27 protein-coding genes are annotated in these 26255 nt (G+C 67.0%); 16 read left to right on the top strand and 11 right to left on the bottom strand.

Features of this window, described 5'->3' with window-relative positions:
- The first annotated feature begins 625 nt into the window (after nucleotides 1-625).
- Nucleotides 626-1192, top strand: coding sequence for a lipid-binding SYLF domain-containing protein (locus ACYQ1H_RS07130; protein ID WP_460027356.1), 567 nt, complete (start codon nucleotides 626-628; stop codon nucleotides 1190-1192).
- Nucleotides 1193-1240: 48 nt separating this feature from the next.
- On the opposite strand, the gene ACYQ1H_RS07135 is transcribed toward ACYQ1H_RS07130, so the two are convergent.
- Both ACYQ1H_RS07135 and ACYQ1H_RS07140 read right to left on the bottom strand, forming a co-directional pair.
- Nucleotides 1241-3538, bottom strand: a complete 2298-nt coding sequence (locus ACYQ1H_RS07135; RefSeq protein ID WP_460027357.1) for a sensor domain-containing diguanylate cyclase — start codon at nucleotides 3536-3538, stop codon at nucleotides 1241-1243.
- Between the two features lie 3 nt (nucleotides 3539-3541).
- Nucleotides 3542-4330 carry an oxygen-binding di-iron domain-containing protein gene (locus ACYQ1H_RS07140; RefSeq protein WP_460027358.1) on the bottom strand — a complete coding sequence of 263 codons (789 nt, stop codon included), beginning with the start codon at nucleotides 4328-4330 and terminating at the stop codon, nucleotides 3542-3544.
- A gap of 298 nt (nucleotides 4331-4628) precedes the next feature.
- Between ACYQ1H_RS07140 and ACYQ1H_RS07145 the strand changes: the two genes are divergently transcribed.
- Complete coding sequence (locus ACYQ1H_RS07145; RefSeq protein WP_460027359.1) at nucleotides 4629-4868, top strand: hypothetical protein; 240 nt, start codon at nucleotides 4629-4631, stop codon at nucleotides 4866-4868.
- A 143-nt stretch (nucleotides 4869-5011) separates the two neighbouring features.
- Here ACYQ1H_RS07145 and ACYQ1H_RS07150 read toward each other — a convergent pair whose 3' ends face one another.
- Nucleotides 5012-6217, bottom strand: coding sequence for an exo-beta-N-acetylmuramidase NamZ family protein (locus ACYQ1H_RS07150; RefSeq protein ID WP_460027360.1), 1206 nt, complete (start codon nucleotides 6215-6217; stop codon nucleotides 5012-5014).
- On the bottom strand, nucleotides 6214-6792 hold the full coding sequence (locus tag ACYQ1H_RS07155; RefSeq protein WP_460027361.1) for a DOMON-like domain-containing protein: 579 nt from the start codon (nucleotides 6790-6792) through the stop codon (nucleotides 6214-6216). Before ACYQ1H_RS07155 ends, ACYQ1H_RS07150 begins: the two co-directional genes overlap by 4 nt.
- 148 nt (nucleotides 6793-6940) lie before the next feature.
- Between ACYQ1H_RS07155 and ahr the strand changes: the two genes are divergently transcribed.
- Entirely contained in the window at nucleotides 6941-7957 is a 1017-nt protein-coding gene (gene ahr, locus ACYQ1H_RS07160) for an NADPH-dependent aldehyde reductase Ahr (protein ID WP_460027362.1), read from the top strand.
- 28 nt (nucleotides 7958-7985) lie between these two features.
- On the top strand, nucleotides 7986-10409 hold the full coding sequence (locus ACYQ1H_RS07165; RefSeq protein WP_460027363.1) for a fatty acid cis/trans isomerase: 2424 nt from the start codon (nucleotides 7986-7988) through the stop codon (nucleotides 10407-10409).
- Nucleotides 10410-10482: 73 nt separating this feature from the next.
- Here the strand turns inward: ACYQ1H_RS07165 and ACYQ1H_RS07170 are convergent, their stop codons facing one another.
- Genes ACYQ1H_RS07170 through ACYQ1H_RS07185 form a run of 4 tightly spaced genes read right to left on the bottom strand, consistent with a single transcriptional unit; the run spans nucleotide 10483 to nucleotide 12746 of the window.
- Nucleotides 10483-10692, bottom strand: coding sequence for a Trm112 family protein (locus ACYQ1H_RS07170; protein ID WP_460027364.1), 210 nt, complete (start codon nucleotides 10690-10692; stop codon nucleotides 10483-10485).
- Nucleotides 10673-11689, bottom strand: coding sequence for a tetraacyldisaccharide 4'-kinase (gene lpxK, locus ACYQ1H_RS07175; RefSeq protein ID WP_460027365.1), 1017 nt, complete (start codon nucleotides 11687-11689; stop codon nucleotides 10673-10675). The genes ACYQ1H_RS07170 and lpxK overlap by 20 nt, the downstream gene beginning before the upstream one ends.
- Nucleotides 11690-11697: 8 nt before the next feature.
- Nucleotides 11698-12120: an ExbD/TolR family protein gene (locus ACYQ1H_RS07180; RefSeq protein WP_460027366.1), complete on the bottom strand. Its 423-nt coding sequence runs from the start codon at nucleotides 12118-12120 to the stop codon at nucleotides 11698-11700.
- On the bottom strand, nucleotides 12117-12746 hold the full coding sequence (locus ACYQ1H_RS07185) for a MotA/TolQ/ExbB proton channel family protein (RefSeq protein WP_460027367.1): 630 nt from the start codon (nucleotides 12744-12746) through the stop codon (nucleotides 12117-12119). Before ACYQ1H_RS07185 ends, ACYQ1H_RS07180 begins: the two co-directional genes overlap by 4 nt.
- 211 nt (nucleotides 12747-12957) lie before the next feature.
- Between ACYQ1H_RS07185 and lptM the strand changes: the two genes are divergently transcribed.
- The 6 genes from lptM (at nucleotide 12958) to ACYQ1H_RS07215 (ending at nucleotide 18143) form a co-directional block, all read left to right on the top strand.
- Entirely contained in the window at nucleotides 12958-13140 is a 183-nt protein-coding gene (lptM, locus tag ACYQ1H_RS07190; RefSeq protein ID WP_460027368.1) for an LPS translocon maturation chaperone LptM, read from the top strand.
- Nucleotides 13140-14390 carry a diaminopimelate decarboxylase gene (gene lysA / locus ACYQ1H_RS07195; protein ID WP_460027369.1) on the top strand — a complete coding sequence of 417 codons (1251 nt, stop codon included), beginning with the start codon at nucleotides 13140-13142 and terminating at the stop codon, nucleotides 14388-14390. Before lptM ends, lysA begins: the two co-directional genes overlap by 1 nt.
- A gap of 6 nt (nucleotides 14391-14396) precedes the next feature.
- Nucleotides 14397-15224 carry a diaminopimelate epimerase gene (gene dapF / locus ACYQ1H_RS07200; RefSeq protein ID WP_460027404.1) on the top strand — a complete coding sequence of 276 codons (828 nt, stop codon included), beginning with the start codon at nucleotides 14397-14399 and terminating at the stop codon, nucleotides 15222-15224.
- Nucleotides 15221-15925, top strand: a complete 705-nt coding sequence (locus tag ACYQ1H_RS07205) for a DUF484 family protein (RefSeq protein WP_460027370.1) — start codon at nucleotides 15221-15223, stop codon at nucleotides 15923-15925. The genes dapF and ACYQ1H_RS07205 overlap by 4 nt, the downstream gene beginning before the upstream one ends.
- Before the next feature lie 3 nt (nucleotides 15926-15928).
- Entirely contained in the window at nucleotides 15929-16843 is a 915-nt protein-coding gene (gene xerC / locus ACYQ1H_RS07210) for a tyrosine recombinase XerC (RefSeq protein ID WP_460027371.1), read from the top strand.
- A gap of 271 nt (nucleotides 16844-17114) precedes the next feature.
- On the top strand, nucleotides 17115-18143 hold the full coding sequence (locus ACYQ1H_RS07215) for a DUF2333 family protein (protein ID WP_460027372.1): 1029 nt from the start codon (nucleotides 17115-17117) through the stop codon (nucleotides 18141-18143).
- 57 nt (nucleotides 18144-18200) lie between these two features.
- Here the strand turns inward: ACYQ1H_RS07215 and rsgA are convergent, their stop codons facing one another.
- Together rsgA and ACYQ1H_RS07225 are read right to left on the bottom strand one after the other, a co-directional pair.
- The gene (gene rsgA / locus ACYQ1H_RS07220; RefSeq protein ID WP_460027373.1) at nucleotides 18201-19130 is read right to left on the bottom strand and encodes a ribosome small subunit-dependent GTPase A; all 930 of its coding nucleotides are present in this window, start codon (nucleotides 19128-19130) and stop codon (nucleotides 18201-18203) included.
- A gap of 3 nt (nucleotides 19131-19133) precedes the next feature.
- Nucleotides 19134-20378 carry a M48 family metallopeptidase gene (locus tag ACYQ1H_RS07225; RefSeq protein ID WP_460027374.1) on the bottom strand — a complete coding sequence of 415 codons (1245 nt, stop codon included), beginning with the start codon at nucleotides 20376-20378 and terminating at the stop codon, nucleotides 19134-19136.
- Between the two features lie 83 nt (nucleotides 20379-20461).
- On the opposite strand from ACYQ1H_RS07225, the gene orn reads away from it, so the two are divergent.
- A complete protein-coding gene (orn, locus tag ACYQ1H_RS07230) occupies nucleotides 20462-21007 on the top strand; it encodes an oligoribonuclease (protein ID WP_460027375.1) in 546 nt (181 codons plus the stop codon).
- A 12-nt stretch (nucleotides 21008-21019) separates the two neighbouring features.
- Here orn and ACYQ1H_RS07235 read toward each other — a convergent pair whose 3' ends face one another.
- Complete coding sequence (locus tag ACYQ1H_RS07235; protein ID WP_460027376.1) at nucleotides 21020-21412, bottom strand: zinc ribbon domain-containing protein; 393 nt, start codon at nucleotides 21410-21412, stop codon at nucleotides 21020-21022.
- 148 nt (nucleotides 21413-21560) lie between these two features.
- Here ACYQ1H_RS07235 and ACYQ1H_RS07240 point away from each other — a divergent pair, with 148 nt between their 5' ends.
- From ACYQ1H_RS07240 to ntrC, 5 genes are all read left to right on the top strand, one after another.
- Entirely contained in the window at nucleotides 21561-21884 is a 324-nt protein-coding gene (locus ACYQ1H_RS07240) for an HvfA family oxazolone/thioamide-modified RiPP metallophore (RefSeq protein ID WP_460027377.1), read from the top strand.
- 32 nt (nucleotides 21885-21916) lie between these two features.
- Complete coding sequence (locus tag ACYQ1H_RS07245) at nucleotides 21917-22768, top strand: HvfB family MNIO-type RiPP peptide maturase (RefSeq protein ID WP_460027378.1); 852 nt, start codon at nucleotides 21917-21919, stop codon at nucleotides 22766-22768.
- Nucleotides 22761-23525 carry an HvfC family RiPP maturation protein gene (locus tag ACYQ1H_RS07250; RefSeq protein WP_460027379.1) on the top strand — a complete coding sequence of 255 codons (765 nt, stop codon included), beginning with the start codon at nucleotides 22761-22763 and terminating at the stop codon, nucleotides 23523-23525. The genes ACYQ1H_RS07245 and ACYQ1H_RS07250 overlap by 8 nt, the downstream gene beginning before the upstream one ends.
- A 153-nt stretch (nucleotides 23526-23678) precedes the next feature.
- Entirely contained in the window at nucleotides 23679-24758 is a 1080-nt protein-coding gene (gene glnL / locus ACYQ1H_RS07255) for a nitrogen regulation protein NR(II) (RefSeq protein WP_460027380.1), read from the top strand.
- Nucleotides 24751-26166, top strand: a complete 1416-nt coding sequence (ntrC, locus tag ACYQ1H_RS07260; protein WP_460027381.1) for a nitrogen regulation protein NR(I) — start codon at nucleotides 24751-24753, stop codon at nucleotides 26164-26166. Before glnL ends, ntrC begins: the two co-directional genes overlap by 8 nt.
- Nucleotides 26167-26255: the final 89 nt, after the last annotated feature.

The following is a 26255-nucleotide window of genomic DNA, read 5'->3' on the forward strand; positions in this document are numbered from 1 at the left end:
CCTGGGAGTTTGAGAAGCGTATGGCTGCTTAATGAAGGCGGTGTCCCAAATAAGGTTGCAAGATCACGCATCCCCATGCGGGCGATGGCGGTGCACGCCCGATCAAGTTCCCGGTGAGCGCTGACCCGCTATCCATTCCATAGCCAAGACAATGTTGATTCCGTCCCGAATCTCTCGTGGGTGGCGGCGATGGAGACGAAACAATCTGTTCGAGAATTTCTTTGCACCTTGCCGTGTCGAAGCAGCCGCCTGTTCAACAACCGGTAGCTGTTATGGAAATTCTCATACTCGCATCTGTGCTCGTGCTGGCGATGGCAACCGTCGACTTGCCCAATTGCAGATCCCCCAGGCTTGAGATGATTCCTGTGAAAGCCAGGAAAGTGCGTCGCCGCCGAACAACTGACTACTGACAGGACGTCCTGTCCCACGTAGCAAGGCATGACAAGAGCAGTGTCTTAACAAGCCCCGTCCACGGGGCTTTTTTTCTGTCTGCCGGCAACGCGGGATACCGTTGCCATCCCATGCCACCAGGGGATAGCCATAAGGGTGTGCTCCCCGTACTATGCGGTCTCCCGGTGGGCATTGCGCCGGTGATCAGGGGCTAATCGTCGACGGAGGACATGACATGAAGCGGCTGGGATGGAGTTGGGCATTGTGGGCCATGGTGGCCTTGGTCGGTTGCGGCGTGCAGCTGGAAGGCTCGGTCGCCGAGCAGCGCCGGCAGGTCATGGCGATGGAAAGCGATACCCTCAGCAAACTTTACAGTCAGCATCCGGGTGCGCGCAGGCACGTCCAGGCGGCAGCCGGCTACGGCGTGTTCGACGCCAGTGGCGGCAAGTTCCTGTGGGGCGGGATGGATCACGGCAACGGTGTGGTGGTGGACAACCGCTCGCGCAGACGTACCTATATGAAGATGTTCGAGCTGCAGCCAGGGCTGGGATTCGGCTATACCAATTTCCGCTTGGTCTTCGTCTTTGACACGCGCGAGGCGATGAACGATTTCGTCACTTCCGGTTGGGAGTTCGGCGGCCGGGCCACGGCGGCGGCCAAGGATGACGTGCAGGGTGCCGCCGGCGACCTCGGTTACAACGTGGCGCCGGGCATCAACGTCTATCAGCTGACGGAGAAGGGGGCGCTGGTGGGCCTCAGCGTCACGGGTGCCAAGTATTGGCGCAACGACGATCTCAACTGAACAGCCTCGCTGCCTGCAGGCGCGGCAGCGGCATCAACCGGGCCGTGCTCAGGGATCCAGCGGGTAGAAGCGGTAACAGTTGCGCCCCGCCTGCTTGGCTGCGTACATCGCGGTATCGGCATACTTGATCAGCGCGTGGGCGTCCTCGTCGCTGTTCCGCGGATAGACGGCGATGCCGATGCTGGTGGTGATGTGCAGTTCGTTGCCCTTGATGAGGATGGGTTGGGCCAGGGCGCGAAGAATTTTTTCCGCCACGGTTGCCGCGTCCCGTTCGCGGATGATTTCGGTCAGGACGATGACGAACTCGTCGCCCCCCTGACGACTCACCGTGTCCGCCCTGCGCACGCAACCGCGCAGGCGCCTGGCGAATTCCTTGAGCAGTCCGTCGCCGGCGTCATGGCCCAGGGTGTCGTTGATCTGCTTGAAGAAGTCCAGGTCCAGGAAGAGGACGGCCAGGGTGCGCTGGTGCCGTTTGGCCAGGGCTATGGCGTGATGCAGCCGGTCCAGCAGCAGGCGCCGGTTGGGCAGGTTGGTCAGGATGTCGTAGTACGCCAGGTGATGGATTTTCTGCTCCGTCTTCTTGCGGTCGGTGATGTCGCGCGCTGCCGCGAATACCCCGCGCAACTCGCCGGACTCGCCGCGGAAGACGGTGGCGTTGTACAGCACGTCGGTCCTGCGTCCCGAGTGGTGGCGGATGGTGAGGGCGTAATCCCTCACATAGCCCTGTTCCAGTACGCGCCGGTAGCCGGCTTGGGCCCGTTCCGGCTCGGTGAAGTAATCGGCGAAATCGGTGCCGATCAGCTCCTCGCGCGGTACTCCGGTCACCTCCTCGGAGGCCTTGTTGACGTCGGTAATCTTGCCCTCGGGACTGATGACGACCAGGGGGTCCAGGCTGGCTTCCAGCAGGCTGCGCGCGTAGTGGGCCGCACGCCGTAGCGCTTCCTGCGCCTGCTTGCGTTCGCGGATGTCCTGCACCGCGACCACCGCCCCCATGATCTCCCCATTCCGCAGGATGGGGCTGGAGACGAGCGCAACCGGGATCCAGGAGCCGTCCTTCCGCACCAGCCAGTCGTCATCGGCGTGCAGGGTCTGGCCGGTGTGCAGGCTTGCGTTCACGCAGCAGGCGCTGGGATGAATGCGGCCGCCATCCGGGCGCATGTCGTGAAACATGGCGTGCGCCTCCCTGCCGATCAGTTCCGCGATGCTCCAGCCCAGCAGTTTTTCCATCTCGGGGTTGGCAAAGACGATACGGCCATCGGTATCCAGCACGTAGACGCCTTCGCCCAGGGTTGCGGTGATTTCCTTGAGCTGCGCCTCGCTTTTCGACAGCGCCTCTTCGGCACGCTTGCGCTGGATCGCCAGGCTGGCCAGATGCGCCGCCCGGGTGGCAATCTGCAATTCGTGCGGCGCCGGCACATGGGGTGCACGATGGTAGATCGCGAAGGTGCCCAGCAGGGTGTCGGCCGAGGTGAGAATTGGCACCGACCAGCAGGCGGCCAATCCGTGCGTCCCGGCCAGCATCCGGTAGTCCCGCCAGAGCGGGTCCTGCGCGATATCCGCGACAATGACAGTCTGCTTGCGGTAGGCCGCGGTGCCGCAGGAGCCGGCGGTGGGGCCCGGGCTGAAGCCGTCCACCGCCTGGTTGTAGTGGTCCGGCAGGCTGGGGCTCGCCCCGAGCCGGAGTTGCCCGGTGTCGTCCAGCAACAGGATGGAGCAGAGCGCGCCCGGCAGGATGCTCTCGATACCCAGGCACAGGGTTTCCAGGATGACCGGCAGGGATGTGGAGCTGCTGACCGTGGCCAGGAGCGAGTTCTCCAGTTCCAGCAGACGTTCGTTGCGCCGCTGTTCGGTAATGTCGCAGCCGGCCAGCACGATCTCGATGTCGCTTGCGTGGCCGGCATGCCGGACCAGGGACCATTCCGCCACGACCAGGCGCTTGCCTTGCCGGGTTCGCACCATGACTTCCGTTTTGCCGCTGCCCAGATTGCCGCGGAACAGGGCCAGGATTCGCCGGCGTTCCCGGGCGTCCAGCAGGCGCAGTACCTGCCGGCCGATCAGCTTCTCCCGCGGGCTCTCCATCAGTCGGCTGGCGGCGAGATTGGCCAGCAGGATCCTGCCGTGGCGATCCACCACCAATAGTGGATCGGGAGACACGGTCAGGACTTGTTCCAGGAATTCCCGCGACGCCTTCAGCTCCGCCCGGGCGTGCTTGAGTTCCTGGACCGCATCGCCCCACAGCTGGCGCAGCCGCTCCGCCTGCTTGATGCCTTCTGCCAGCAGCCGGTTCTTGCGTTCCAGTGCCTCGAGCTGGCTCCGCCAGTCCGGATGCTCGGCTTCCCCGTTCATGCCTCAGCCATCCAGCGCGGCGTAGAGAATGTCGGTTCCGCAGCGCAGGGAGCGGAGGTACGCCAGCGCGGCCGCGACATCGCGGGCGGGGATGATCGAGCCATGCTGTGGCAGGATGGCATCGATGGGCAGTGTCTCGATCCGCTGGACGAAGCCTCGCGCGGCCAGGTTGGAGGCCATGTAGTCCAGGTGGAACAGGTTCATCTTGGCGATGTGCTCCTCGAAGTTTTCCACCAGCAGTGTCCAGTCCAGGTCCAGGGCGGCCCAGATATCGCCCGAGAAGAGAAAGCGCGCCCGCGCATCGTAGGTGGTGAAGGCGCCGGGGAAGTGCAGGAACGGCGCTTCCACAAACCGCAACCGGGCGCCGCTCGGCAGTTCCAGCGACGGTTGCGCCGTCACGTCGCAATAGTCGTAATCGCGGCAGCCATAGTGTGGCAGCAGCACCTGGGTACGTGGCGTGGTGTAGACGCGGATGGCCGGGTTGAGGTCCAGCCAGTCGACCATCGAGGCCGCCACGTCCGGATCCTGATGGCACAGCACCATGCCGGTCACCTGCTCGGGTGGCAGGATTTGCGCTACCCGCTCCCTGACTTGGCCAAAGAACGCCTTGCTGCCGGGATCGACCAGGATGGCCTCCCTGCCGTCATGGATCAGGTAGGCATTGCAGCGGAAGGCGGTGACCTCGGTGATGCCCAGCCAGTAAATGCGGTGCCCATCCTCGTCATAGAGCACGGTGGGCCGGTCCGTGTCCACCTGAAGTTGCGGAACCGTGTTGATCGTCATGTCGCTCATCGTCCTCCATGCGGAAAGGGATCCATGATGCATCTTAATCCTCAAGGCTTGGAAAAGTGATGAGAAACGCCACGATATGAAGGGTTTATATCCGGAAAGGGTACCGTGCCAGCACCATGGTCCGGAACTGGAGGCACCAGCGCCGGCAAGGTCCTTGGCTGCTTTGCCGGAGGTCGGGAAATCATTGACAAGGCTGGGGCGGCAATGCCATGTTGCCGGCCGGGCCGGGATCAGGCGGCCGCCGCCCGCGATTCCGGCCGCGTGCCGGGACATCCATAACAACAAGCGAGGAAACCTCATGGCCCTGATAACCTGCCCATCCTGCGCCGCCCAGACCTCCGACACGGCCGGCACCTGCACCCATTGCGGCAATCCCGTGCGGGCCGTGGCCCCGATCCGCCAGCTGAGCGGCAAGCTGGCGCTGATCGGCGTCGTTGTCATCGCGGTCGCCGTCATTGGCACGGCGCTCGGTACCTGGTGGGGGCCGGCGGCCCTCCTGCCCGGCATCGCGCTGTTCATGATGGCGAAATTCCTCTGAAGTCCGCGGGCGGAAGACCGCGCCGGGCGGCGTCTGCCCCGTCGTCCCCGGGCCCGCCCAAGGCCCTTGCGGCGGGGCCGGCGAAACCGGGCGCCGACGCCGGCACGGCCCGCCCGGGATGCAGTAGCCCCGGGTGCCGCCGTCTAGCGGTAGAGCAGGCAGGCGTCGCGCCGGGCTAGCCAGTCGTCCTCGTCGGCACGGGCCAGCGCGTCGAGGTCGCCGGGCTGGGCGGTGGCGTCGTCCACCCACTCCCGCAGCAGCGGGCTGCCGTTGATGAGATCGATGGCCAGACGATCGAACTCGTATTCGTAGGCGAAGTCCCGCCATAGCGGGTAGTCCGGCCACAGCCGGCGGATGCCCTTGAAGGCCAGCGCCTGCAGACGCCAGGGGCGAAAGGCCTGATGGTCGTAGGCGGGATCGTCGATGTGGATCTGCACACCGGCGCAGAGCTGGCCGGCATGCTTGTGGAAGGTGGGCTCGAACCAGCACGGGCGCAGCCGGCAGCCCCGCAGCCAGTCCGGCGCCAGTGCCTGCATCTCGGCCAGTAGCCGCTCGGCGGCCAGATCCGGCGCGCCGAACAGCTCCAGCGGTCGGGTGGTGCCGCGGCCCTCGGACAGCGTCGTGCCCTCCAGCATCACGGTGCCGGCATAGGCGCGCGCCATCCACAGGTTGGCCGCGTTGGGGCTGGGGTTGATCCAGCTGCGCTCCCCCAGTGGCCAGCCGTGGCCGGGCGCGGCTTCCGGCTGCCAGCCCTGCATCTCGATCACCCGATAGTCGAGGTCCAGATCGAACGCGGCCACGAGCCAGCGTCCCATCTCGCCCAGGGTGAGGCCATGCCGCATCGGCATCGGCCCCGCGCCGACGAAGCTTTCCCAGCCCTCGTGCAGGCTCAGGCCTTCGACCGGCCGGCCGGCCGGGTTGGGGCGGTCCAGCACCCACACCGACTTGCCGTGCCGGGCCGCCGCTTCCAGCACATAGCGCAGTGTGGTGATGAAGGTGTAGATACGGCAGCCGAGATCCTGCAGGTCGACCAGCAGCACGTCGAAGCTGTCCATCATCGCCGCAGTGGGGCGGCGCACCTCGCCGTACAGGCTGAACACCGGTATGCCCAGCGCCGGGTCGCGGAAATCCGGCGACTCGACCATGTTGTCCTGCTTGTCGCCGCGCAGGCCATGCTGGGGGCCGAAGGCGGCCGTCAGCCGGATGTCCGGCAGGCCGGCCAGCGCATCCAGCGAGTGGCGGAAATCCTGGGTCATCGAGGCCGGATGCGCCAGCAGGGCGATACGGCGGCCGGCCAGCGGCCGGCGCAGTGTCGGGGTTTCGAGCAGGCGGTCGATGCCGAATTTCATGGGGTTTCGCCGGATGATGGGGTCGGTCGGGGTATGGGGGGCAGCGTCAGCCGGAAGGCGGCTGCGGCGTGGAAATCGGGCGTGCCGGGCGGATGGTGCGCCGCCCAGTAGCTGATCTCGCCGGATGGGGTGGCCAGCACGGTGGCCAGCGCCAGTTGCCAGCCGCCGGTTTCCCGGTCCCAGCCGGACAGGTCGAGGCAGGCGGTGAGTTCGTGGGTCCCGGCGTCGCCCGTGCAGGCGATGGCGGGTGCGGCAACCGTCTGGGGTGCGTGCATGCCCTGGCGATAAGCGTCGAAGCGGTAGATGGCCCAGTCGCCGCGGGGGGTGAAGTTGACCTCCCAGTAGCCGGGGTTCCCGTCGCGGCGCAGGAAGGCCTCGAAGCAGGTGCTGCGCCAGAGTTCATCCCGCCGGGTCGGCGCGGGGCCAGGGGGCGGCAGCCGGAGTTGTGCGAGCGCGCCGCGCAGCCGATAGCGCAGGAGCAGGTGCCCCGGAGCTTGCCAGCCGTAGTCGACCGACAACTGGTGGACGGCAGGGCAGGGCGTGGCGGGATGAGGGCTCAGCGGGATGGTGCGCATGTATCTATTGTAGCGGCTGGCCGGCGGCGCTTGGGGCGGCAGGATGGCACCGGGGGCCGGTCATGGCTGCCGGGGCGCGTGCGTGGCCGGAATCGGTTAGCATGCTGGCCGCAACCACCGTTTCCACTTCGTCCGCAGGAGTTCCCGCATGAGCAACATCCGCGCCTGGGCTGCGCTGGCCGCCGGTAACCGCTTCGTTCCCTACGAATACGATCCGGGACCACTGGGACCGGACGAGGTCGAGATAGCCGTCGAGCACTGCGGCATCTGCCACTCCGACCTGTCCGTGCTGGAGAACGACTGGGGCATTTCGCGCTATCCCCTGGTGCCCGGGCATGAGGCGGTCGGCCGTATCGTCGCCGTGGGCGAGCGGGTCGCGGGACTGGCGCCGGGCCAGCGGGTCGGCGTCGGCTGGCATGCCGGCAGCTGCATGCACTGCCACAGCTGCCTCGGTGGCGATCAGCATCTGTGCGCCGCGGCCCAGGCAACCATCGTCGGCCATCACGGCGGCTTTGCCGAGCGCCTGCGCAGCCACTGGGCCTGGGTCGTGCCGATACCCGATGCACTCGATCCCGGCGCGGTCGGCCCGCTGCTCTGCGGTGGAATTACCGTTTTCTCGCCCTTGCTGCTGTACGGCATCCGGCCCACGGCCCGGGTCGGCGTGGTCGGCATCGGTGGCCTGGGGCACATGGCACTGAAATTCCTCAGGGCCTGGGGTTGCGAGGTGACCGCCTTCACATCCAGCGAAAGCAAGCGCGAGGAAGCCCGCCGGCTCGGCGCCCACCGGGTCGTCTCCAGCCGCGATGCCGGCGCCATGCGTACCATGGCCCGGTCGCTTGACCTGATCATCGTCACCGTCAATGTGCCGCTGGACTGGGATGCCCTGATGGCGACGCTGGCGCCCAAGGGCCGCCTGCACCTCGTCGGTGCCGTGCTGGAGCCGATCCCGGTCGCCGCCATGAACCTGCTGCTGGGGCAGCTGGATGTTTCCGGTTCGCCCACCGGTTCGCCCACCGCCATCGCCACCATGCTGGCGTTCGCGGCGCGGCATCAGGTGTTGCCGCAGGTCGAGCACTTCCCGATGAGCCGGGTCAACGACGCCTTCGAACATCTGCGCGCCGGCAAGCCGCGCTACCGCATCGTGCTCGACGCCGATTTCGGCTGATTCGCGCCGCCGCCCGATGTCACCGCCGATGTGCCCGCGTCCCGGGTGGTGGGCATGCCTGTGCCTGCTGTTGCTGGTGTCGGCCTGCTCGCTGTTCCGGCCGGCCATCGACCCTGTCGCCGTGCGCTACGGCCCCGGCGCGCCGATCGACCGCGAGCTGGACGCCGGGCAGTATCTCGCCAGCCTTGCCCGGGGGCAGGTGTCCTACCCGCGCGACGTCAAGCCCATCCTCGACCATCGCTGTGTGGTCTGCCACGGCTGCTACGATGCGCCCTGCCAGCTGAAGCTGGAGTCGCCGCAGGCACTGGACCGCGGCGCCAGCAAGCTGGTGGTGTTCGATGGCGCGCGGCTGGCGCCGATGGCGCCCACGCGCATGCGGGTGGATGCCGGCAGCACGGCCGGGTGGCGCGAGAAGGGCTTCTACCCGGTCCTGAACGAGCGCCGCGAGTCGCCCGAGGCCAATCGCGACAATGCGCTGCTGGCCCGGTTCCTCCAGCTCAAGCAGCAACATCCCCTGCCGTCCTCGGGGCGCCTGGCCGATGACTTCGACTTCGATCTGAACCGCTCGCTCGAATGCCCGCGGCCCGGCGAGTTCGACGATTTCGCCCGGCGTCACCCCGGCTGGGGCATGCCATATGGTTTTCCGGGACTGACGCCGCGCGAGCACCGGACGCTGAGCGACTGGATCGCCCAGGGCGCGCGCTATCCCGAACCGTCGCCGCTGCCGGAGCCGGCCCGGGCGGCGGCGCGGCGCTGGGAGGATTTCATGAATGCCGACGGGCTGAAGTCGCGACTGGTGGCCCGCTATGTCTACGAACACCTGTTCATGGGGCACCTGCACATCCAGGACCAGCCGCCGGGGACCTATTTCCGGCTGGTGCGCTCGACCACGCCACCCGGCGAACCGCTGCACGAGATACCGACCGTGCGGCCCTACGACGATCCGGGCGGGCGCTTCTGGTACCGTCTGCGCCCCCTCCTGCAGCAGACCATCGTCGACAAGAACCATAGCGTCTACGAGATCGGCGATGCGCGTATCCGCCGCCTCAGGGCGCTGTTCCTCGAGCCCGACTACGCCGTCCGCCGCTGGCCGGGCTATCAGCCGGGCGTGGCCGCCAACCCCTTCCGCGTCTACGACGATCTGCCGGCGAAGGCGCGCTACCGGTTCCTGCTGGACGATGCCTATTACTTTATCTCTGGCTTCATGAAGGGGCCGGTCTGTCGCGGGCAGGTGGCGCTCAACGTGATCCGTGACCAGTTCTGGGTGCTCTTCTACGACCCCGACCACGACCGCATCAGCAGCGACGCGGATTTCCTGCACTCGGAAGCCAATCGCCTACGGCTGCCCAGCGAGCAGGGCGACGCGGTCGGCCTGGAGGACCTGATCGTCAGCTACACCGGGGCGCAGACCCGCTATCTCGCATCCAAGCAGGCCTATCTTGCCGATTTGCCGGACAATGTCCGCAACAGCCTGGACGCCCTGTGGCTGGGGGACGGGCACAATCCGAACGCCGCCCTGACGGCATTCCGGCACTTCGACAGCGCCTCGCTGATGTGGGGCCTGGTCGGCGCGCGGCCAGCGACTGCCTGGGTCATCGACTACCCGCTATTCGAGCGCATCCACTACCTGCTGGTGGCGGGGTTCAACGTGTTCGGCTCGGTCACCCATCAGGCCGCGACACGGCTGTACATGGACAACCTGCGCCTGGAGGCCGAGAACAATTTCCTCAGCTTGTTCCCTGCCTCGGCACGGCCGGCCATCTATCGGCACTGGAACCGCGGGCTTCTGGCCGAGCTCAACTCGGCGCTGGTCAATCCCTATTACGGCTATGGCAAGGACACCGCCGTCGACTACCGGACCCGCGATTACGCCAACGAGCTGTACGGCGCCATCGAGGCCCGCCTGGGACCGCTGGCGGGACCTGCGACCACGCTCTACCGCTGCGCCCGGGCCCCCTGCGAGCGCGACAGCGCCACGCCCCTGGAGCGGCGCGCCGAGCGGGTGCTGAAGCCGCTGACCTTTCTGACCGGCGGCGGCATCCAGTACCTGCCGGAGCTGTCCTTCCTGCGCGTGCACGAAGCGGACGCGCCGATCGGCGAGGGCGCCGTCTACAGCCTGATACAGAACAAGGCGCTGGAGAATGTCTCCTTCATGTTCTGGGAGTCCGCCCGGCGCCTGCCCGCGGAGGATACCCTGACCATCGTGCCCGGCTTTGTCGGCAGCTATCCGAATTTCTACTATGACGTTGCCATCGACCGGCTGCCGGATTTCGTCAGCCGGGTGCTGGCGCTGGGCGGGAGCGCGGACGCCACCCGTCTGGCCGCCGACTTCGGTGTGCGGCGGACGCGCCCCGATTTCTGGAATTACGCCGATTTCTTCAACCGCCGCCACCTGGGCCAGAGCCCGCTGACCGCCGGGCTGTTCGACCTGAGCCGCTACGAGAACCGGTAGCGGCGCGGTTGCCGGTGGCCGGATCGCCTGCCGGCTGCCCCGGTTTGGCCGGCGAGGGGGCCGTGCGCATCCCTCACTCGACCAGCGGGGTACGCTTGGGCAGGGCGTCGTATTCCTCCAGGCTGATGCGGCGCGCCTCGTTTTCCAGCATCACGGGGATGCCGTCGCGGATCGGATAGGCGAGGCGGTCGCCCCGGCAGATCAGTTCCTGTTCGTCCTTGCGGTAGACCAGATCGCCCTTGCAGATCGGGCAGACGAGGATTTCAAGCAGTTTCTTGTCCATGGCGTGGGTTCTTCAGTTGCGTCAGGAATCGGGCGCCGAAATCGGCGGGGAGCTCTGCGGCGACCGGCACATACCAGTGGTTCGGGCGGGCGAAGCCGGCGCATTTGACGGCGTCCTTCTCGGTCATCAGCAGCGGGGCCGCGCCGGCGAAGGCGATATCCCCGGGGCGGAACACATGATGGTCGGGGAAGGCCCGGGCCACAAGCGTCAGGCCGCGATCTTCGAGATGGCGGAAAAAGCGTGGCGGGTGGCCGATGCCGGCCACCGCGCAGACGGTCTGGCCCGCGAACCGGTCGAGCGGCTGGCTGAGCGCGGGATCGAGTAGGTTCACGGCACGATCACCGGCCAGCGTCATGACGGTGGCGCCTGCGGGACCCCGGCCGGTCCAGACGACGAAGTCGACGCTGTCGAGCCGCTCCGGCGGTTCGCGCAGGGGGCCGGCCGGCAGGCAGTGGCCGTTGCCGAGGCCGCGCGCGCCGTCGATCAGGGCGATCTCGAGGTCGCGGCCGAGGGCGTAATGCTGGAGTCCGTCATCGGCCAGGATGAGGTCGACGTTCCCCTGGGCGAGCAGGGCGCGCGCGGCTTCGGCGCGGCGCGGGAACACCCCGACCGGGCAGCCGGCGCGGCGGGCCATGAGCACGGGCTCGTCGCCGGCCAGTCCGGGCGGCGTGTCGGCGCCCACCTGCAGCGGGTGCGACAGCCTGCGGCCGCCGTAGCCGCGGCTGATGATGCCGGGCCGGTAGCCAGCCTGGCGCAGGAAATCGGCCAGCCAGAGCGTCAGCGGCGTCTTGCCGGTGCCGCCCACGGTAAGGTTGCCGACCACCACCACCGGGACCGGCAGTCGCTCGACCGGCCTGCGCCCCTCGCGGTAGGCCTTGCGGCGCAGGGCGACGGCCCGCCGGAACAGCGTCTCCGCGCCGGTCAGCCAGGGGCCCGGACGCTCATTGTCGTACCACTGTGCTTGCAGCCAGGCGGCCACGGCGGCTTTGCGGTTCACGCCCGGGATCAATCGCCGCCGCGGTTCTCGGCCGCGAGGCTCACGCGCCGGTAACCGAGCAGGCCGGCCGCGTCCAGCACCATGATCACGGATTGGTGGGGGGTGGCGCGGTCGGCGTCGATGACGATCAGCGGATCGGGATTGCCGCCGGCGGCCGCCTGCAGCGCCGCCTTGACGGTGGCCAGGTGGCTGTCCGGAAGCTCCTGCTGGCCGATCCGGTAGCGGCCTTCGGCGCTGATCACGATCTGCACGGCCTGGGCATGGCCGGCCTCGCCCGCGGCGCCCGGCGCATCCGGCAGGCTGATGCGCAGCTGCGCCTCGCGGCTGAAGGTGGTGGTCAGCACCAGGAAGATCAGCAGTACGATGAGCACGTCGATCATCGGGATCAGGTTCAGCTCCGGCTCCTCGCGCTGGCGCGGACGGAAATTCATGACGGCTGGCCCGGGGCGTCGACACGGTCCAGTGCGTCGAGCAGTCGCACAGCCTCTTCCTCCATGCGTACCGTCAGTTCGGCGACCTTGCCCTGAAAATAGCGGTAGAAGATCAGGCTGGGAATGGCGAGCGCGAGGCCTGCCGCCGTCGCCATCAGGATTTCCGAGATGCCGCCGGCCAGCTGCGCCGGATTGGCGATGTCGCTGCCGCCGGCGGAGAAGTTGGCGAAGACCTTCATCATGCCGAGCACGCTGCCGAGCAACCCCAGATAGGGGGAAATGGAGGCGATCGTGCCCAGGGTGTTGAGGTAGCGTTCCAGCTCGTGCACGACCTGCCGGCCAGCCTGCTCGACGTTCTCCTTCAGCGTCTCGCGTCCCTGGCGCTGGCTGCCGAGTGCCGCCGCGACGATCGCGCCGAGTGGCGAGCTGGCCCGGATCCGGCGCAGCTCCATGGCATCCAGCCGCTGGTTGCGGTGCAGCTCGACGACGCGGGGAATGAGTTCCGCGGGCATGACACGGACGGTGCGCAGCGACCACAGCCGTTCGCCGACGATGGCCAGGGCGACGACCGAGCAGGCGATGATGGGCAGCATCACCCAGCCGCCGAGTTTGATGATTTCCAGCACGGGGGACTCGTCAGTGGTATGTCCGGCGGCCGCCCTGGCGGGACCGCGGTTGTGGTCGGCAGGGATCGGCCGGTCGGGCGGATTCTATCATTTCGCCACCCGCTCCCGGCCGCTTGCCGGGACACTGCCCGGGCGGCGGGCGCGCCGGCATGTGGGTGGGGCGGAATTCCATTAGAATGCGCGCTCCCTGGAACCACGTCATCCCCCTGTCATGATGCACCGCACGACCGCGGCCCTGTTGTCGCTCACGCTTCTTCTGCTCTCGGCCTGCGGGCAGAAGGGCCCGCTGTACATGGAGGGCCACGAGCCGCCCGGCATGAAGACGGCGAAGCAGCCGGTCAGGAAAGCCCCGGCCGAGCCGACGCCGCAGCTCGAACCTTCGGCGCCGAACTGATGGATCATTTCAATTACCGCGGCAGTTCGCTGTATGCCGAGGACGTGCCGCTGGCGCGCGTCGCCGCGGAATATGGCACGCCCTGCTATGTGTATTCCCGGGCCACGCTGGAGCGCCACTGGCACGCCTTCGACCGTGCCTTCGCCAACCATCCGCATCTGGTCTGCTATGCCGTCAAGGCCAATTCCAACCTGGCCGTCCTGAATGTGCTGGCGCGCCTGGGTTCCGGCTTCGACATCGTCTCGGTCGGAGAACTGGAGCGCGTGCTGGCGGCCGGCGGCGATCCGGCGCGGGTGGTGTTTTCCGGTGTCGGCAAGCGCGAGGACGAGCTGCGGCGGGCGCTGGAGGTCGGCATCCGCTGCTTCAACGTCGAGGTGGCCGGCGAGCTGGACCGGCTCAACCGCATTGCCGGCGAGCTGGGCTGCAAGGCCCCCATATCGCTGCGCGTCAACCCCGATGTCGATGCCGGTACCCATCCCTACATTTCCACCGGGCTGCGCGAGAACAAGTTCGGCATCGATGTCGAGACCGCGCTGCACGAGTATCGGCGGGCGGCGGCGATGCCCCATGTCGAGGTGGTGGGCATCGACTGCCACATCGGCTCGCAGCTGACGTCACTGGCGCCGTTCGTCGATGCCCTGGCGCGGGTCCTGTCGATTGTCGAGCGCCTGAAGCAGGAAGGCATCGGTATCCGCCATCTCGATCTCGGCGGCGGCCTCGGCATTCGCTATCAGAGCGAGGAGCCGCCGGAGCCGGCCGAGTACGCTGGCATACTGTCCCGGCAGCTGGCCGGGCTGGACTACGAGGTGCTGATCGAGCCGGGCAGGGCCATCGTCGGCAATGCCGGCGTGCTCCTGACGCGCGTGGAATACCTGAAGTCCACCGGCGCCAAGGACTTCGCCATCGTCGACGCGGCCATGAACGATCTGATCCGGCCCTCGCTCTACCAGGCCTGGCAGGCCATCCTGCCGGTCGAGGTCGACCACCGGCAGGTGGCGCGACGCTACGATGTGGTCGGGCCGGTCTGCGAGACCGGCGACTTCCTGGGCAAGGACCGGGAGCTGGCAATCCGCGAGGGCGACCTGCTGGCGGTGCGTTCCGCCGGCGCCTACGGCTTCTGCATGAGCTCCAACTATAATGCCCGGCCCCGCGTCACCGAGGTGCTGGTTGACGGCGATCGCGCCTTCCTGGCCCGCCGTCGCGAGACGCTGCCGGAGCTGTTCGCCCTCGAAGCCGTGCTGCCGGGCTGAGCCATGCTGCTCAAGTTCACCAAGATGCAGGGCCTCGGCAATGACTTTGTCGTTGTCGACGCCATCCGCCAGGCGGTGCAGCTGACGCCGGAGAAGATCCGCTTTCTGGCCGACCGGCATTTCGGCGTCGGCTGCGATCAGGTGCTGCTGGTGGAATCGGCGCATCAGGCGCATGCCGATTTCCGCTATCGCATCTTCAACGCCGACGGCAGCGAGGTGGCGCAGTGCGGCAACGGCGCTCGCTGCTTCGCCCGCTTCGTGCGCGAGCAGGGGCTGACAGACAAGGACGAGATCCAGGTCGACACGGATGCCGGGCGCCTGGTGCTGCGGCTTGCGGCGACCGGCCAGGTGACCGTGAACATGGGGGTGCCCCGGCATGCGCCGGCGGAGATTCCGCTGGTCTTTGCCGAGGAACGCTACCGCTATCCGGTGGAACTGGAAGGGCGGACCTGGTCCTTCGGTGCCGTGTCGATGGGCAATCCGCATGCGGTGCTGCTGGTCGATACGGTCGATACCGCGCCGGTGGCGGTGCTGGGGCCGCAGCTGGAGAGCCATCCGCTGTTCCCCGAGCGCGTCAATGTCGGCTTCATGGAGGTCGTCGAGGCGCACGCGATCCGCTTGCGCGTGTTCGAGCGGGGCTCGGGCGAAACCCTGGCCTGTGGCAGTGGCGCCTGCGCGGCGGCCGTGGTTGGCATCGAGCAGGGCCTGTTGCGTAGCCCGGTATCGGTCGAGTTGCCGGGTGGCCGCCTGTCGATCGCCTGGCAGGGGCGGGGTTGCCCGGTGTTCATGACCGGTCCCGCCGTCACCGTCTTCGAGGGAGTCATCGAGTTATGAAGCAGTTCCTGTCCACGCGTCGCGGCGAGGAGTCGATCGGCGGAGCGGAGGTCGCACGTTATCTCCAGCGTCATCCCGAGTTTTTCGGCGACCATCAGCATCTCCTCGAAACCCTGACGATCCCGCACGAGAGCGGTACCGCGGTGTCGCTGGTGGCGCGCCAGCTCGATGTGCTGCGCGAGCGCAACCGGCGGCTGGCCCAGCAGCTCGATGAACTGGTGCAGATCGCGCGGGAAAACGATGCGCTCTACCAGCGCACGCATCAGCTGACGCTGGCCCTGCTGGACGCGCGCAGTGTCGAGGATGTGCTGGCCAGCCTGGATTGGGGCCTGCATCAGTATTTTCAGGCCGACTTCGGGGTCGTGCGGATACTTGCGCCCTGGCGCGACAGCCCGGTTGCCAACCTCTTCGTGCCGCGCGGCGCGACCGTGGCCAGCTGGTGCGAGACGGTCATCGACGCCGAGCAGCCCTGGTGCGGTCGCCCCGAGCCGGAGCCGGCAGCGTTCCTGTTCGGCCGGCAGGCGGCGGAGGTTGCCTCGATGGCGGTCATGGGGCTTCGCCATGCGGGGCTTCGAGGGTTGTTCGCCATCGGCAGCCGCGATGCCGCCCGCTTCCGGCCCGATATGAGCTTCGTGCTGCTGGGGCAGATGAGCGAGATTCTGGCCGCGCGGCTGGCGATGCTGGTCCATGAGCCCGGCTAGGGCATGGATGCCGCGGCCCTGCAGCAGCTGGAGGCCTATCTCGACAGCCTGAGATTTCAGCGGCGGCTTTCGCCGCACACGCTGGCTGCCTATGGCCGCGATCTCCGGCAGCTACGCGACTACTGCGAGCGTCGCGGATTGTCTGACTGGCAGGCGCTGAAGGCCGCCGATCTGCGCCAGTACCTGGCCCAGCGGCACCGCGAGCAACTCGGCAGCCGCAGCTTGCACCGAGCCTTGTCGGCTCAGCGGGGTTTCTTTGCCTGGCTGATCCGGGGCGGTGAGCTGGCGGGTGACCCGACGGTGGGCCTGCGTGCTCCCAAGGCGCCACGCCGGCTGCCGAAGGTTCTGGATGTGGATCAGGTGGTCAGCCTGCTGGAGGTGCCGGTCGATGACATTCTGGAGCAGCGCGACCTGGCCATGTGGGAGCTGTTCTATTCCTCCGGCCTGCGGCTGTCCGAGCTGACCGGGCTGGATATCTTCGATGTCGACCTGCGCGACGGCATGGTGCTGGTGCGCCAGGGCAAGGGCCGCAAGTCCCGGCAGGTTCCCGTCGGCGCCTGTGCCCGCAAGGCCATGGCGGCCTGGTTTGCGGTGCGGGACCGTCTGGTCCGGGAAGGCGAGACCGCCGTTTTCCTCAGCCGGCGCGGTACGCGCATCGCGCCGCGCACGGTGCAGGCGCGGCTGGAGCGCTGGCAGTTCCGGCTGGGCCTGTCCGAGGGCCTGCATCCCCACCGTCTGCGGCATTCGTTTGCCAGCCATCTGCTGGAATCCAGCGCCGACCTGCGCGCCGTCCAGGAATTGCTGGGGCACGCCAATCTGAGTACGACGCAGGTTTACACGCACCTGGATTTCCAGCACCTGGCCAGTGTGTACGATCGCGCCCATCCACGCGCACGTTCCGGTCGCAAGGGCGAGTGAACCCGCCGCGCGCGGCCTTGGTCATGGCGTGAGATAAAAATACTGATATGCGCTGTGGTTTTGGGTAGTATCGTGACTCAGGGGTGTCCCGGGTGGCGGTCTCCTTCCACCACCCAAGCCATTCGGGATTGCCCCTGTCCGCCCCCCTGACGTTCCCCACCGACCCGACCGAGCCGGGTTGCCGCTTCCGGAGTCCCGAGCGCAGCGTCCCGGTCGCCAGGCTGCCTTGTTGTATACTGCCCGGATCGACGCACGAACCAGGATTCTCAGCATGTCAGTCCCCGATCCGCACGGTCAGGAATCTTCCGAGCCCACTCCCCGCAAGGCCGGATTCAGCGGTCGCAAGCTGCTGGGCAACCGTATCGCAGCCCGGGTGGTTGGCGGCGTGCTGGGGCTGTGCATTCTTCTCTACGCGATTGGCTGGTACTGGAGCCGCGAGCCGGAACCCTTCGACGTGGTGGAGGAAGCCGCCAAGGCTGCCAATGTCCAGAATCCCAAGGAACTGCCGCTGGGCTATACCTACAGCACGACCCTGATCGCGATCGCCGAGACCCTGTTGCACAAGCCGGGCGGTTTCCTGTTGAACGACGTATTCCCGCCCAGCGTCCTGCTTGACAATATTCCCAACTGGGAACTGGGCGCGCTGATAGCCCTGCGCGACGCCACCACGGCCCTGCGCAACAACATCGCCCGCTCGCAGACGCAGTCCCAGGAAGACCCCGATCTGTCCAAGGGCGAACCGTTCCTGTATTTCGATTATCGTTCCTGGCAGCTGCCCTCGTCGGAATCCGAGTACGAGAAGGGTATCGAATCGCTGGAGGCCTACCGTGCCCGCCTGATGAAGCGCGACGCCAATTTCTACGCCCGTGCGGACAACCTGCGCCAGTATCTGGAAGTGCTGGAGAAACGTCTGGGCGATTACTCCAACCGCCTGAGCGCCAGTACCGCCGATCGTCAGCCCGAGGGCTCCGAGGTCCGCCATTCCGAGCTGGGACGCACGCCCTGGCTGAAGCTGGACGACCGCTTCTTCGAGGCGCGCGGCTACACCTGGGCGGCGATGCTGGTGCTCAAGGCCATCGAGTTCGATTTCCGCGACATCCTCGGCAACAAGACGGCGCTGGTGTCGTTGCAGCAGATCGTGCGCGAACTGGAAAACAGCCAGGAATCCCACCTGAGCCCCGTCATCCTCAATGGCAGCGGCTTCGGTCTGTTCGCCAACTACTCGCTGACCCTGGCGAACTACATCGCCCGCGCCAACGCGGCCACCATCGATCTGCGCTCGCTGCTGCAGCAGGGCTAAGCCCGCATCACCGCTGGCCTGCTTCCGGCGCTGCCCGGGGCGGGCCGGTCTCCTTCCTCAGGCCAGGTGCATCTTGGCCAGCAGCTTCCGGAAGCGCTCGTAGCGGCCGGCGTCGACCCGGCCGGCTTCGACCGCGGCCAGGATGGCACAGCCCTTGTCGCCAAGGTGCCGGCAGTCGTTGAACTGGCATTGCGGCAGCCATTCCCGGAATTCACGGTAGCCACCGGCCACGTCGGCGGCGGTCATCTCCGCCAGACCGAAGACGGCCACCCCGGGACTGTCGATCAGGTCGCCACCCTCGGGCAGGTGGTAGAGCATGGCCGCCGTGGTGGTGTGACGGCCGAGTCCGGCCTTGTCAGAGAGTTCCCGGGTGCGCAGGTTCCGGCCGGGCAGCAGGCTGTTGGTCAGGGAGGATTTGCCGACCCCCGACTGGCCGGCCAGCATGCTGCAACGCTGTTTCAGCGCCTCGCGAAGGTGTGGCAGACCGTCTCCGGTGTGGGCGCTGAGCAAGAGGCAGGTATAGCCGATCCGGCGATACACCGACAGGGTCTGTTCCACGCGGGCGCGGTCGGCGATGCGTTCCTGCTTGTTGACCGCGATGACGACGCCGAGCCCCCGGTGTTCGCAAGCGGCGGTGTACTGGTCCACCAGCAGCCAGTCCGGTTCCGGTTCCGGCGCCACGACGATGACGATCTGGTCCAGGTTGGCCGCCACCGGGCGGATGCGGCCGCCATGCGCCGGCCGGGTCAGTACGCTACGCCGCGGCAGGATGCGTTCCACCCGCCCCTGCTGGCGGTCGGCCGTCGACCACAGGACCCGGTCGCCGACCGCCACCGCGCCCAATTGCCGCCGCGTATGGCAGATGACGACCTCGCCGCGGTCGTCCTCCACCGCCAGTCCCTGGCCGAGGTGGCTGACAACCCGGCCCTCGCGCAATTCCGCTTCCGGCCGGCTCCGGTCCCCCGCCCACTGCTCTCCCGCGCTCACGCCTCAGCCTGGCCTGGCGTTGAGATGATCGATGCGGATCGCGGCCGGCGGGTGGCTGTAATGAAAGGCGGCATAGAGCGGATCGGGCGTGAGGGTGCTGGCGTTCTCGCGGTACAGCTTGACCAGCGCGTTGACCAGGTGCCGGGCCTGGGTGTGGGCCGCGGCAAAGTCGTCGGCCTCGAATTCGTAGCGCCGCTGGAAGAAGGCCATGAGCGGCTTCAGGAAGACCGTGAACACCGGCATGACCAGCATGAACAGCAGCAGGGCGGCGGCAGGGGAGGGCTCATGCACGCCCAGTCCCTGGTAGAACCAGGCCTGCTGGCTAAGCCAGCCCAACAGTGCGAAACCGATCAGCATCAGCGTGGAGTTGGCAACCAGCATCTTGACCACATGCCGGCGCTTGAAATGGCCCAGTTCGTGCGCCAGCACGGCCTCCAGTTCATCGTGTTGCAGGGAATCCACCAGGGTATCGAAGAACACGATGCGCTTGCTGTCGCCGATGCCGGTGAAATAGGCATTGCCGTGACCGGAGCGGCGCGAACCGTCCATGACGAAGATGCCTTGGCTGTGGAAGCCGCAGCGCTTCAGCAGGGCCTCGATCCGCTGGCGCAAGGTTGCATCGGGCAGTGGCGTGAACTTGTTGAACAGGGGCGCGATGAGGGTGGGGTAGGCCCAGCTCATGACGATCGAGAAGCCGATCAGGATGGCCCAGGCCAGCAGCCACCAGTAGCTGCCGCTGGAGTCCATCACCCACAGTACCAGCGCCAGCAGCGGGGCGCCGATGGCCAGGCTCAGCAGCGTCTGCATGAACAGGTCCTTGGTGAACTGGGCCGGGGTGTTGCGGTTGAAGCCGTGGCGCTCCTCAATGACGAAGGTCTGGTACAGGCTCATCGGCAGCTCGATAAGCTGCATCAGCAGCAGGACGCTGAGGATCAGGGCGATGCCGGCCAGGCGTGACGAAAGTCCGAGGCCGGCCCAGAGACCTTGCAGCCAGCCGATTCCGCCGCCGAGCGTGAACAGCAGCAGGACGGCGACGCCGAGTACCCGATCGACATTGGCCAGGCGGAGCTTGTCGAGGGTGTAGGCGGCTGCCTTCTGGTGCGCCTCCAGGCTGACGCTCGCCCGGAAAGCCTCGGGAACTGCCGTCCGATGCCGACTCACATGGTCGGCCTGGCGCCGGGACAGCCAGTATTCGATGCCGGTGGAGGCGGCTAGGGCGATCAGGAACACTACAGTAAAATCGTTCATGGGGTTCTCGTGGGGTCTATCGCGGGGAGCCGAACGGGACAGCCTTTGCGGCGTCGGTCGCGTAACACGGATATTTCATCATCATGTCGTCGAATGCACAGAATCTGGTCTGGGTCGATCTGGAAATGACGGGGCTGGATCCGCTCAGTGATCGCATCCTCGAAATCGCGACCCTGGTCACCGACAGGGACCTGAACATTCTGGCCGAGGGGCCGGTGCTGGCGATCCATCAGGACGAGGCGATTCTCGCCGCCATGGATGACTGGAACCAGACCCATCATGGGGCCTCGGGTCTGATGGAGCGGGTACGCGAGAGTTCCCTGGACGAGGCGGCCGCCGAAGCCGCTACCCTGGACTTTCTCGCCGCCTGGGTGCCACCCGGCGTTTCACCCATGTGCGGCAACAGCATCTGTCAGGATCGCCGCTTCATGGCGGCGAGCATGCCGCGTCTGGAGCGCTTCTTCCACTATCGCAACCTGGACGTCTCGACCCTCAAGGAGCTGGCGGCGCGCTGGGCGCCGGAGGTCAAGGACGCCTTCAGGAAAAACAACGCCCATCGGGCGCTCGACGACATCCGCGAGTCGATTGCGGAGTTGCGCCATTACCGGGCGGGCCTGTTCAGGATCTGAGCCTCGCTGCGATCACAGTCCGGCGATGATGGCCACCAGCAGCAGGACCAGGATGATGCCCAGCGTCACCAGCATGGTGAACCAGCTCCAGCGCGGCGCCGCCGATGGCACGGGTGCCTCGCCGCCCTCGGCGACGGCGTTGCCGCAGTGGCTGCAAACGATAGCCTTGTCTTTCAACTCGGTTCCACAATGACGGCAAAACATGCTGTGACCTCGGCAGACGGGAAAACGGGGAGCGCCGGCGAACGCCCGGGCTCTCGCAACGCGCAGAGCATAGCCTAAGCCTTTCCGGCGTGCCATGGGCGGGCCGTGGCTCCTCAGGCGGGAACCCTGTCCCGCCCCCGTGGTCGATGCATGGCGCGTCGGGGCCGGTCCGGCGTGAGCCGGTGCACAATTTTCGGGCATGTGTGAGAATGCCCGGCGCGGTCAGCAGGCCCGCGGCCCGGCTCGTGAGGCGCCAGGCCTCAGACCGGCGCAAGCCCTGCCCACCCCCCGGGCGGATGAGCCTTCAGGCCGATTTTCCTGCACCCCCTTAAACTTCAAGAGGAACGACATGAGCAAGAAAACCTTTTCGACCGTGCTGGGCGCGGCAGTCGCCGGATCGCTGGCCGGCGCCGTCAGCGCAGGCGAGAATCCTTTTGCCCTCAAGGATCTGGCTTCCGGCTATGTGCAGGTTGCCGAGGCCGGCAAGGACAGCAAGGAAATGGTCTGTGGGGAGGGCAAGTGCGGCGGACAGAAAATGCAGAGCCCCGAGATGAACTGCGGCGCCATGATGGAGCAGTCCAAGAAGACGCCCGAGCAGGAAAAGAAGGCGATGGAAGGCAAGTGCGCCGCGGGCATGAAGATGGATCCGCCGGCTGCCGAGCCGGCCAAGTAAGGCCAGACCCTCCCCCCGAGCCCCGGTCCGGCATGTCGACATCGCGCGACCGCATGATTCGGGGGGCCGGGCTGGGGTTGCGTCGGGCCCTGCTCGACCAGCTGGTCGAGCAGGCGCCGCCCGGCATCGATTTCTACGAGGTGGCGCCCGAGAACTGGATGCGGGTCGGCGGCCGCCTCGGCCGGCAGTTCCGGCGACTCACCGAGCGATATCCCTTCTCCTGCCACGGCCTGTCGCTCTCCCTGGGCGGCCCCGCGCCGCTGGACCAGGATTTCCTCGTCGAGCTGAAGGCGTTTCTCGCTGTGCATCGGATCGCCGCCTACAGCGAGCATCTCAGCTACTGTGGCGACGACGGGCATCTCTACGACCTGATGCCCATTCCCTTCACGGCCGAGGCCGTGGACTACGTGGCCGGCCGCATCCGCAGAACCCAGGACATCCTGGAGCGGCGCATCGCCATCGAGAACATTTCCTACTATGCCGCGCCCGGGCAGGAAATGCCGGAATCCGACTTCCTGCGCGCCGTCCTGGCGGCGGCTGACTGCGATCTGCTGCTGGACGTCAACAATGTCCATGTCAACAGCGTCAATCATGGCTATGACCCGGAGACCTTCATCCGGGCGCTGCCGGCAGACCGGATCGTCGGCCTGCACATCGCGGGGCACTACGTGGAGGACGAGGATTTCCTGATCGATACCCACGGTGCCGCCGTCATCGATCCGGTCTGGCGCCTTCTGGATCTGGCCTACAGCCTGTTCGGGGTCTTGCCGACGCTGCTGGAGCGCGACTTCAACCTGCCGCCGCTGGCCGAGTTGCTGACGGAGATCGCGGAAATCCGCCGCCTGCAGCTGGCCCATGCGCCGCTTGCGCACTGCCATGGCTGAGGCGCGACCGCATTTCCAGCAGCTGCAGCTGGTCTTCGCCGCGCATATCCGCAATCCGGCCGCGGCGCCGGGGCCGGCGGGAGTTCCCGAGCGACGGCTGGCAGCCTACCGGGAGCTGTTTTTCAACAATATCGAAAGCTTCCTCTCGGCCGGGTTCCCGGTTCTCAGGAGCTTGCTGGCGGAGGATGGCTGGCGTGCCCTGGTGCGGGATTTCTACGCCCGGCATCGATGCGAGACCCCCCTTTTCAGCGAGATCGCCCGGGAGTTCCTGTGCTATCTGGAAACCGAGCGGACGCCCGGACCCGGCGAGCCACCGTTTTTGGCCGAACTTGCCCATTACGAGTGGGTGGAGCTGGCCCTGGCGGTCGCAGAGGACGAGCCGCCGGAATTGCGCGCCGATTTCGCCGCCAGCCTGCCGGATATCGGCGTGTTGCGTTCGCCGGTGGCCTGGTCGCTGGTATACCGCTATCCGGTGCACCGGATCGGCCCGCAACACCGGCCAAGCGTGATGCCGGAGACCCCGACCTGCCTCGTGGCCTACCGCGGCCGCGACGATGTCGTGCATTTCATGGAGGCCAATGCCGTCTCGCACCGGCTGCTGGAACTGCTGAGCGATGACCCTGGGCTTCCCGTCAGGGTGCATCTGCGGCAAATCGCCCGTGAGCTGCAAGCTCCCGAGCCCGACCCGGTGCTGGCCTTCGGCCAGGCGTTGCTCGTTTCCCTGCATCAACGCGGCGTGGTGGGGCCGAGCGCCTGAGCCGCACGGTTCGCACGCCGGACATGCCCCGTTCTGGGGCTTTTTTGTCGGCCACTGATGCCCAATAATGGTGCATGATGGCCGCCGCGGGTGTGATGCCTTGCGTCAGCTTCCGTGAACCGGCTTGGCCCCTTATTTGCTTGGCCACAGGGCATGAATGCTAATGCTCCGGATACCGACGACCTCAGCCTGCGCATCCTCGATCACCTGACGGACGCGGTCCTGCTGTTCGACGCCGAATGCCGGCTGTCCTACATCAACCTGGCCGGCGAGATGCTGTTCGCGGTCAGCGCCCGCCAGGTGCGCGGCATGCGGGCCCGGGAGATGTTCGGGCTTTGCGACCGGCGCATCGAATCCGATTTTCGTCGTGCCGTCCAGCGTGGCGAGACCCTGACCAAGCGCAACCTGGTGCTCGGCGCGCCCTCGCATCCGCTAACCGTCAACCTGACCATCGTGCCGGTGCTGGAGAAGGAGCGGGCGGAAGCGGTGCTGGTGCAGATCGAGCAGGTCGACCGCCATCTGCGCATCTCCATGGAGGAGCAGATCCTGGCCCAGCAGAATGCCGCGCGCATGCTGCTGAGGGGGCTGGCGCACGAGATCAAGAATCCCCTCGGCGGTATCCGCGGCTCGGCGCAGCTGCTGCAGCGCGAGTTGCAGGACGAGGAACTGCGCGAATACACACAGATCATCATGGACGAATCCGACCGGCTGCAATCGCTGGTCGACCGGATGCTGGGGCCGAACAAGCCCCTGATCATGGAGCCCATCAACATCCACAAGGTACTGGAGCGGGTCCGCCAGCTGGTGCAGGTCGAGGCGCGTGCCGGCGTGCTGCTGGAACGCGATTATGACCCCAGCATTCCGCTGGTGCAGGGGGATGGCGATCTCCTGATTCAGGCCATCCTCAATATCGTCCGCAATGCCGCCCAGGCCGTCGGCACCCGCGGCCGCATCGTGATCCGCACCCGCATCCACCGCCAGGTCACCATCGGCCACAAGCGCAACCGCATGGCGGTGAAGATCGATGTCCAGGACGATGGGCCCGGCATTCCGGCCGAGCTGATGGGGCAGATCTTCTACCCGATGGTCACCGGCCGCGCCGAGGGCACGGGGCTCGGGCTGTCGATCGCTCAATCGCTGATCAATCAGCACGGTGGCCTGATCGAGTGCGCCAGCACGCCCGGCAATACCGTGTTTTCCATCTACTTGCCTCTGGAGTCGGGCCATGACTGAAGCCGATCAGGTCTGGATCGTCGATGATGACCGGTCCATCCGCTGGGTGCTGGAAAAGGCCCTGCAGAAAGCGGGTATCAAGACCCGCAGCTTCGCCAGCGCCAATGGCCCGCTGGAGGCGCTGGAAACCGAGCAGCCGGAAGCCATCATTACCGATATCCGCATGCCGGGCATGGATGGCCTGTCGCTACTGAAGCGCCTGCAGGAGCGTCATCCCGAACTGCCCGTCATCATCATGACCGCCCACTCCGACCTGGAGAGCGCCGTTTCGGCGTTTCATGGCGGTGCCTTCGAGTACCTGCCCAAGCCATTCGATGTGGACGAGGCGGTCGACCGCGTGCGTCGCGCCTGTGCCCACGCCCGCAACCTGCGGCACGAGCGCGAGCCGGCGCCGGCCACGGAGGCGACGCCCGAAATCATCGGCGCCGCGCCGTCCATGCAGGAAGTATTCAGGGCCATCGCCCGTCTGGCGCGCTCGCACATCACCGTCCTCATCAATGGCGAGTCCGGCACCGGCAAGGAACTGGTTGCCAAGGCCCTGCATCGTCACAGCCCGCGCGCCAAGCAGCCGTTCATCGCCCTCAACATGGCGGCGATACCGCGCGACCTGCTCGAGTCGGAGCTGTTCGGCCATGAGCGCGGCGCCTTCACCGGCGCCCAGGCGCGTCGCGCCGGCCGTTTCGAGCAGGCCGATGGCGGGACCCTGTTCCTGGACGAGATCGGCGACATGCCGGCCGAGTTGCAGACCCGGCTGCTGCGCGTCCTGGCCGACGGCGAGTTCTTTCCGGTCGGCGCCCACGCGCTGGTCAAGGTCGATGTCCGCATCATCGCCGCCACGCACCAGAATCTGGATGCCCTGGTCGCCGAAGGACGTTTCCGCGAGGATCTCTACCACCGCCTCAACGTCATCCGCATCCATCTGCCACCGCTGCGCGAGCGGCGGCAGGACATCCCGCTGCTGCTCAGGCATTTCCTCAAGGAGGCCAGCCGGGAGCTGAAGGTCGATACCAAGATCCTGCGGCCCGACGTCGAGGCCTATCTCTGCGCGCTGGAATGGCCCGGCAACGTGCGGCAACTGGAGAACACCTGCCGCTGGATCACGGTGATGGCGGCGGGCAACGACGTGCACCTCGACGATCTGCCGCCGGAGCTGCTGCAACCGCCCCGCGAAGGGTCGTCGACGGTCGTGGCCGAGGGCTGGCAGGATGCCTTGCGGCAGTGGGTCGACGAGCAGCTGCGCCTGGGGCACGTCAATATCGCCAAGGATGCCATCGAGTCCGCCGAAAGCATCCTCATCACCACCGCCCTGGGCGCCACCCGCGGTCGCCGGCAGGAGGCCGCCAAGCTGCTGGGCTATGGCCGCAATACCCTGACGCGCAAGATCGCCGAGCTGCACCTCGACGTCTGATCGGGGGGGCTGGCCCCGGGCCCGCTCGTGCGTGCAGCGGGAGGAAATGCGCCGCTACCGGCCAGAGTGCTGATACGCGGCGGCCGGGA

The organism is Methyloparacoccus murrellii (genome assembly GCF_054657115.1).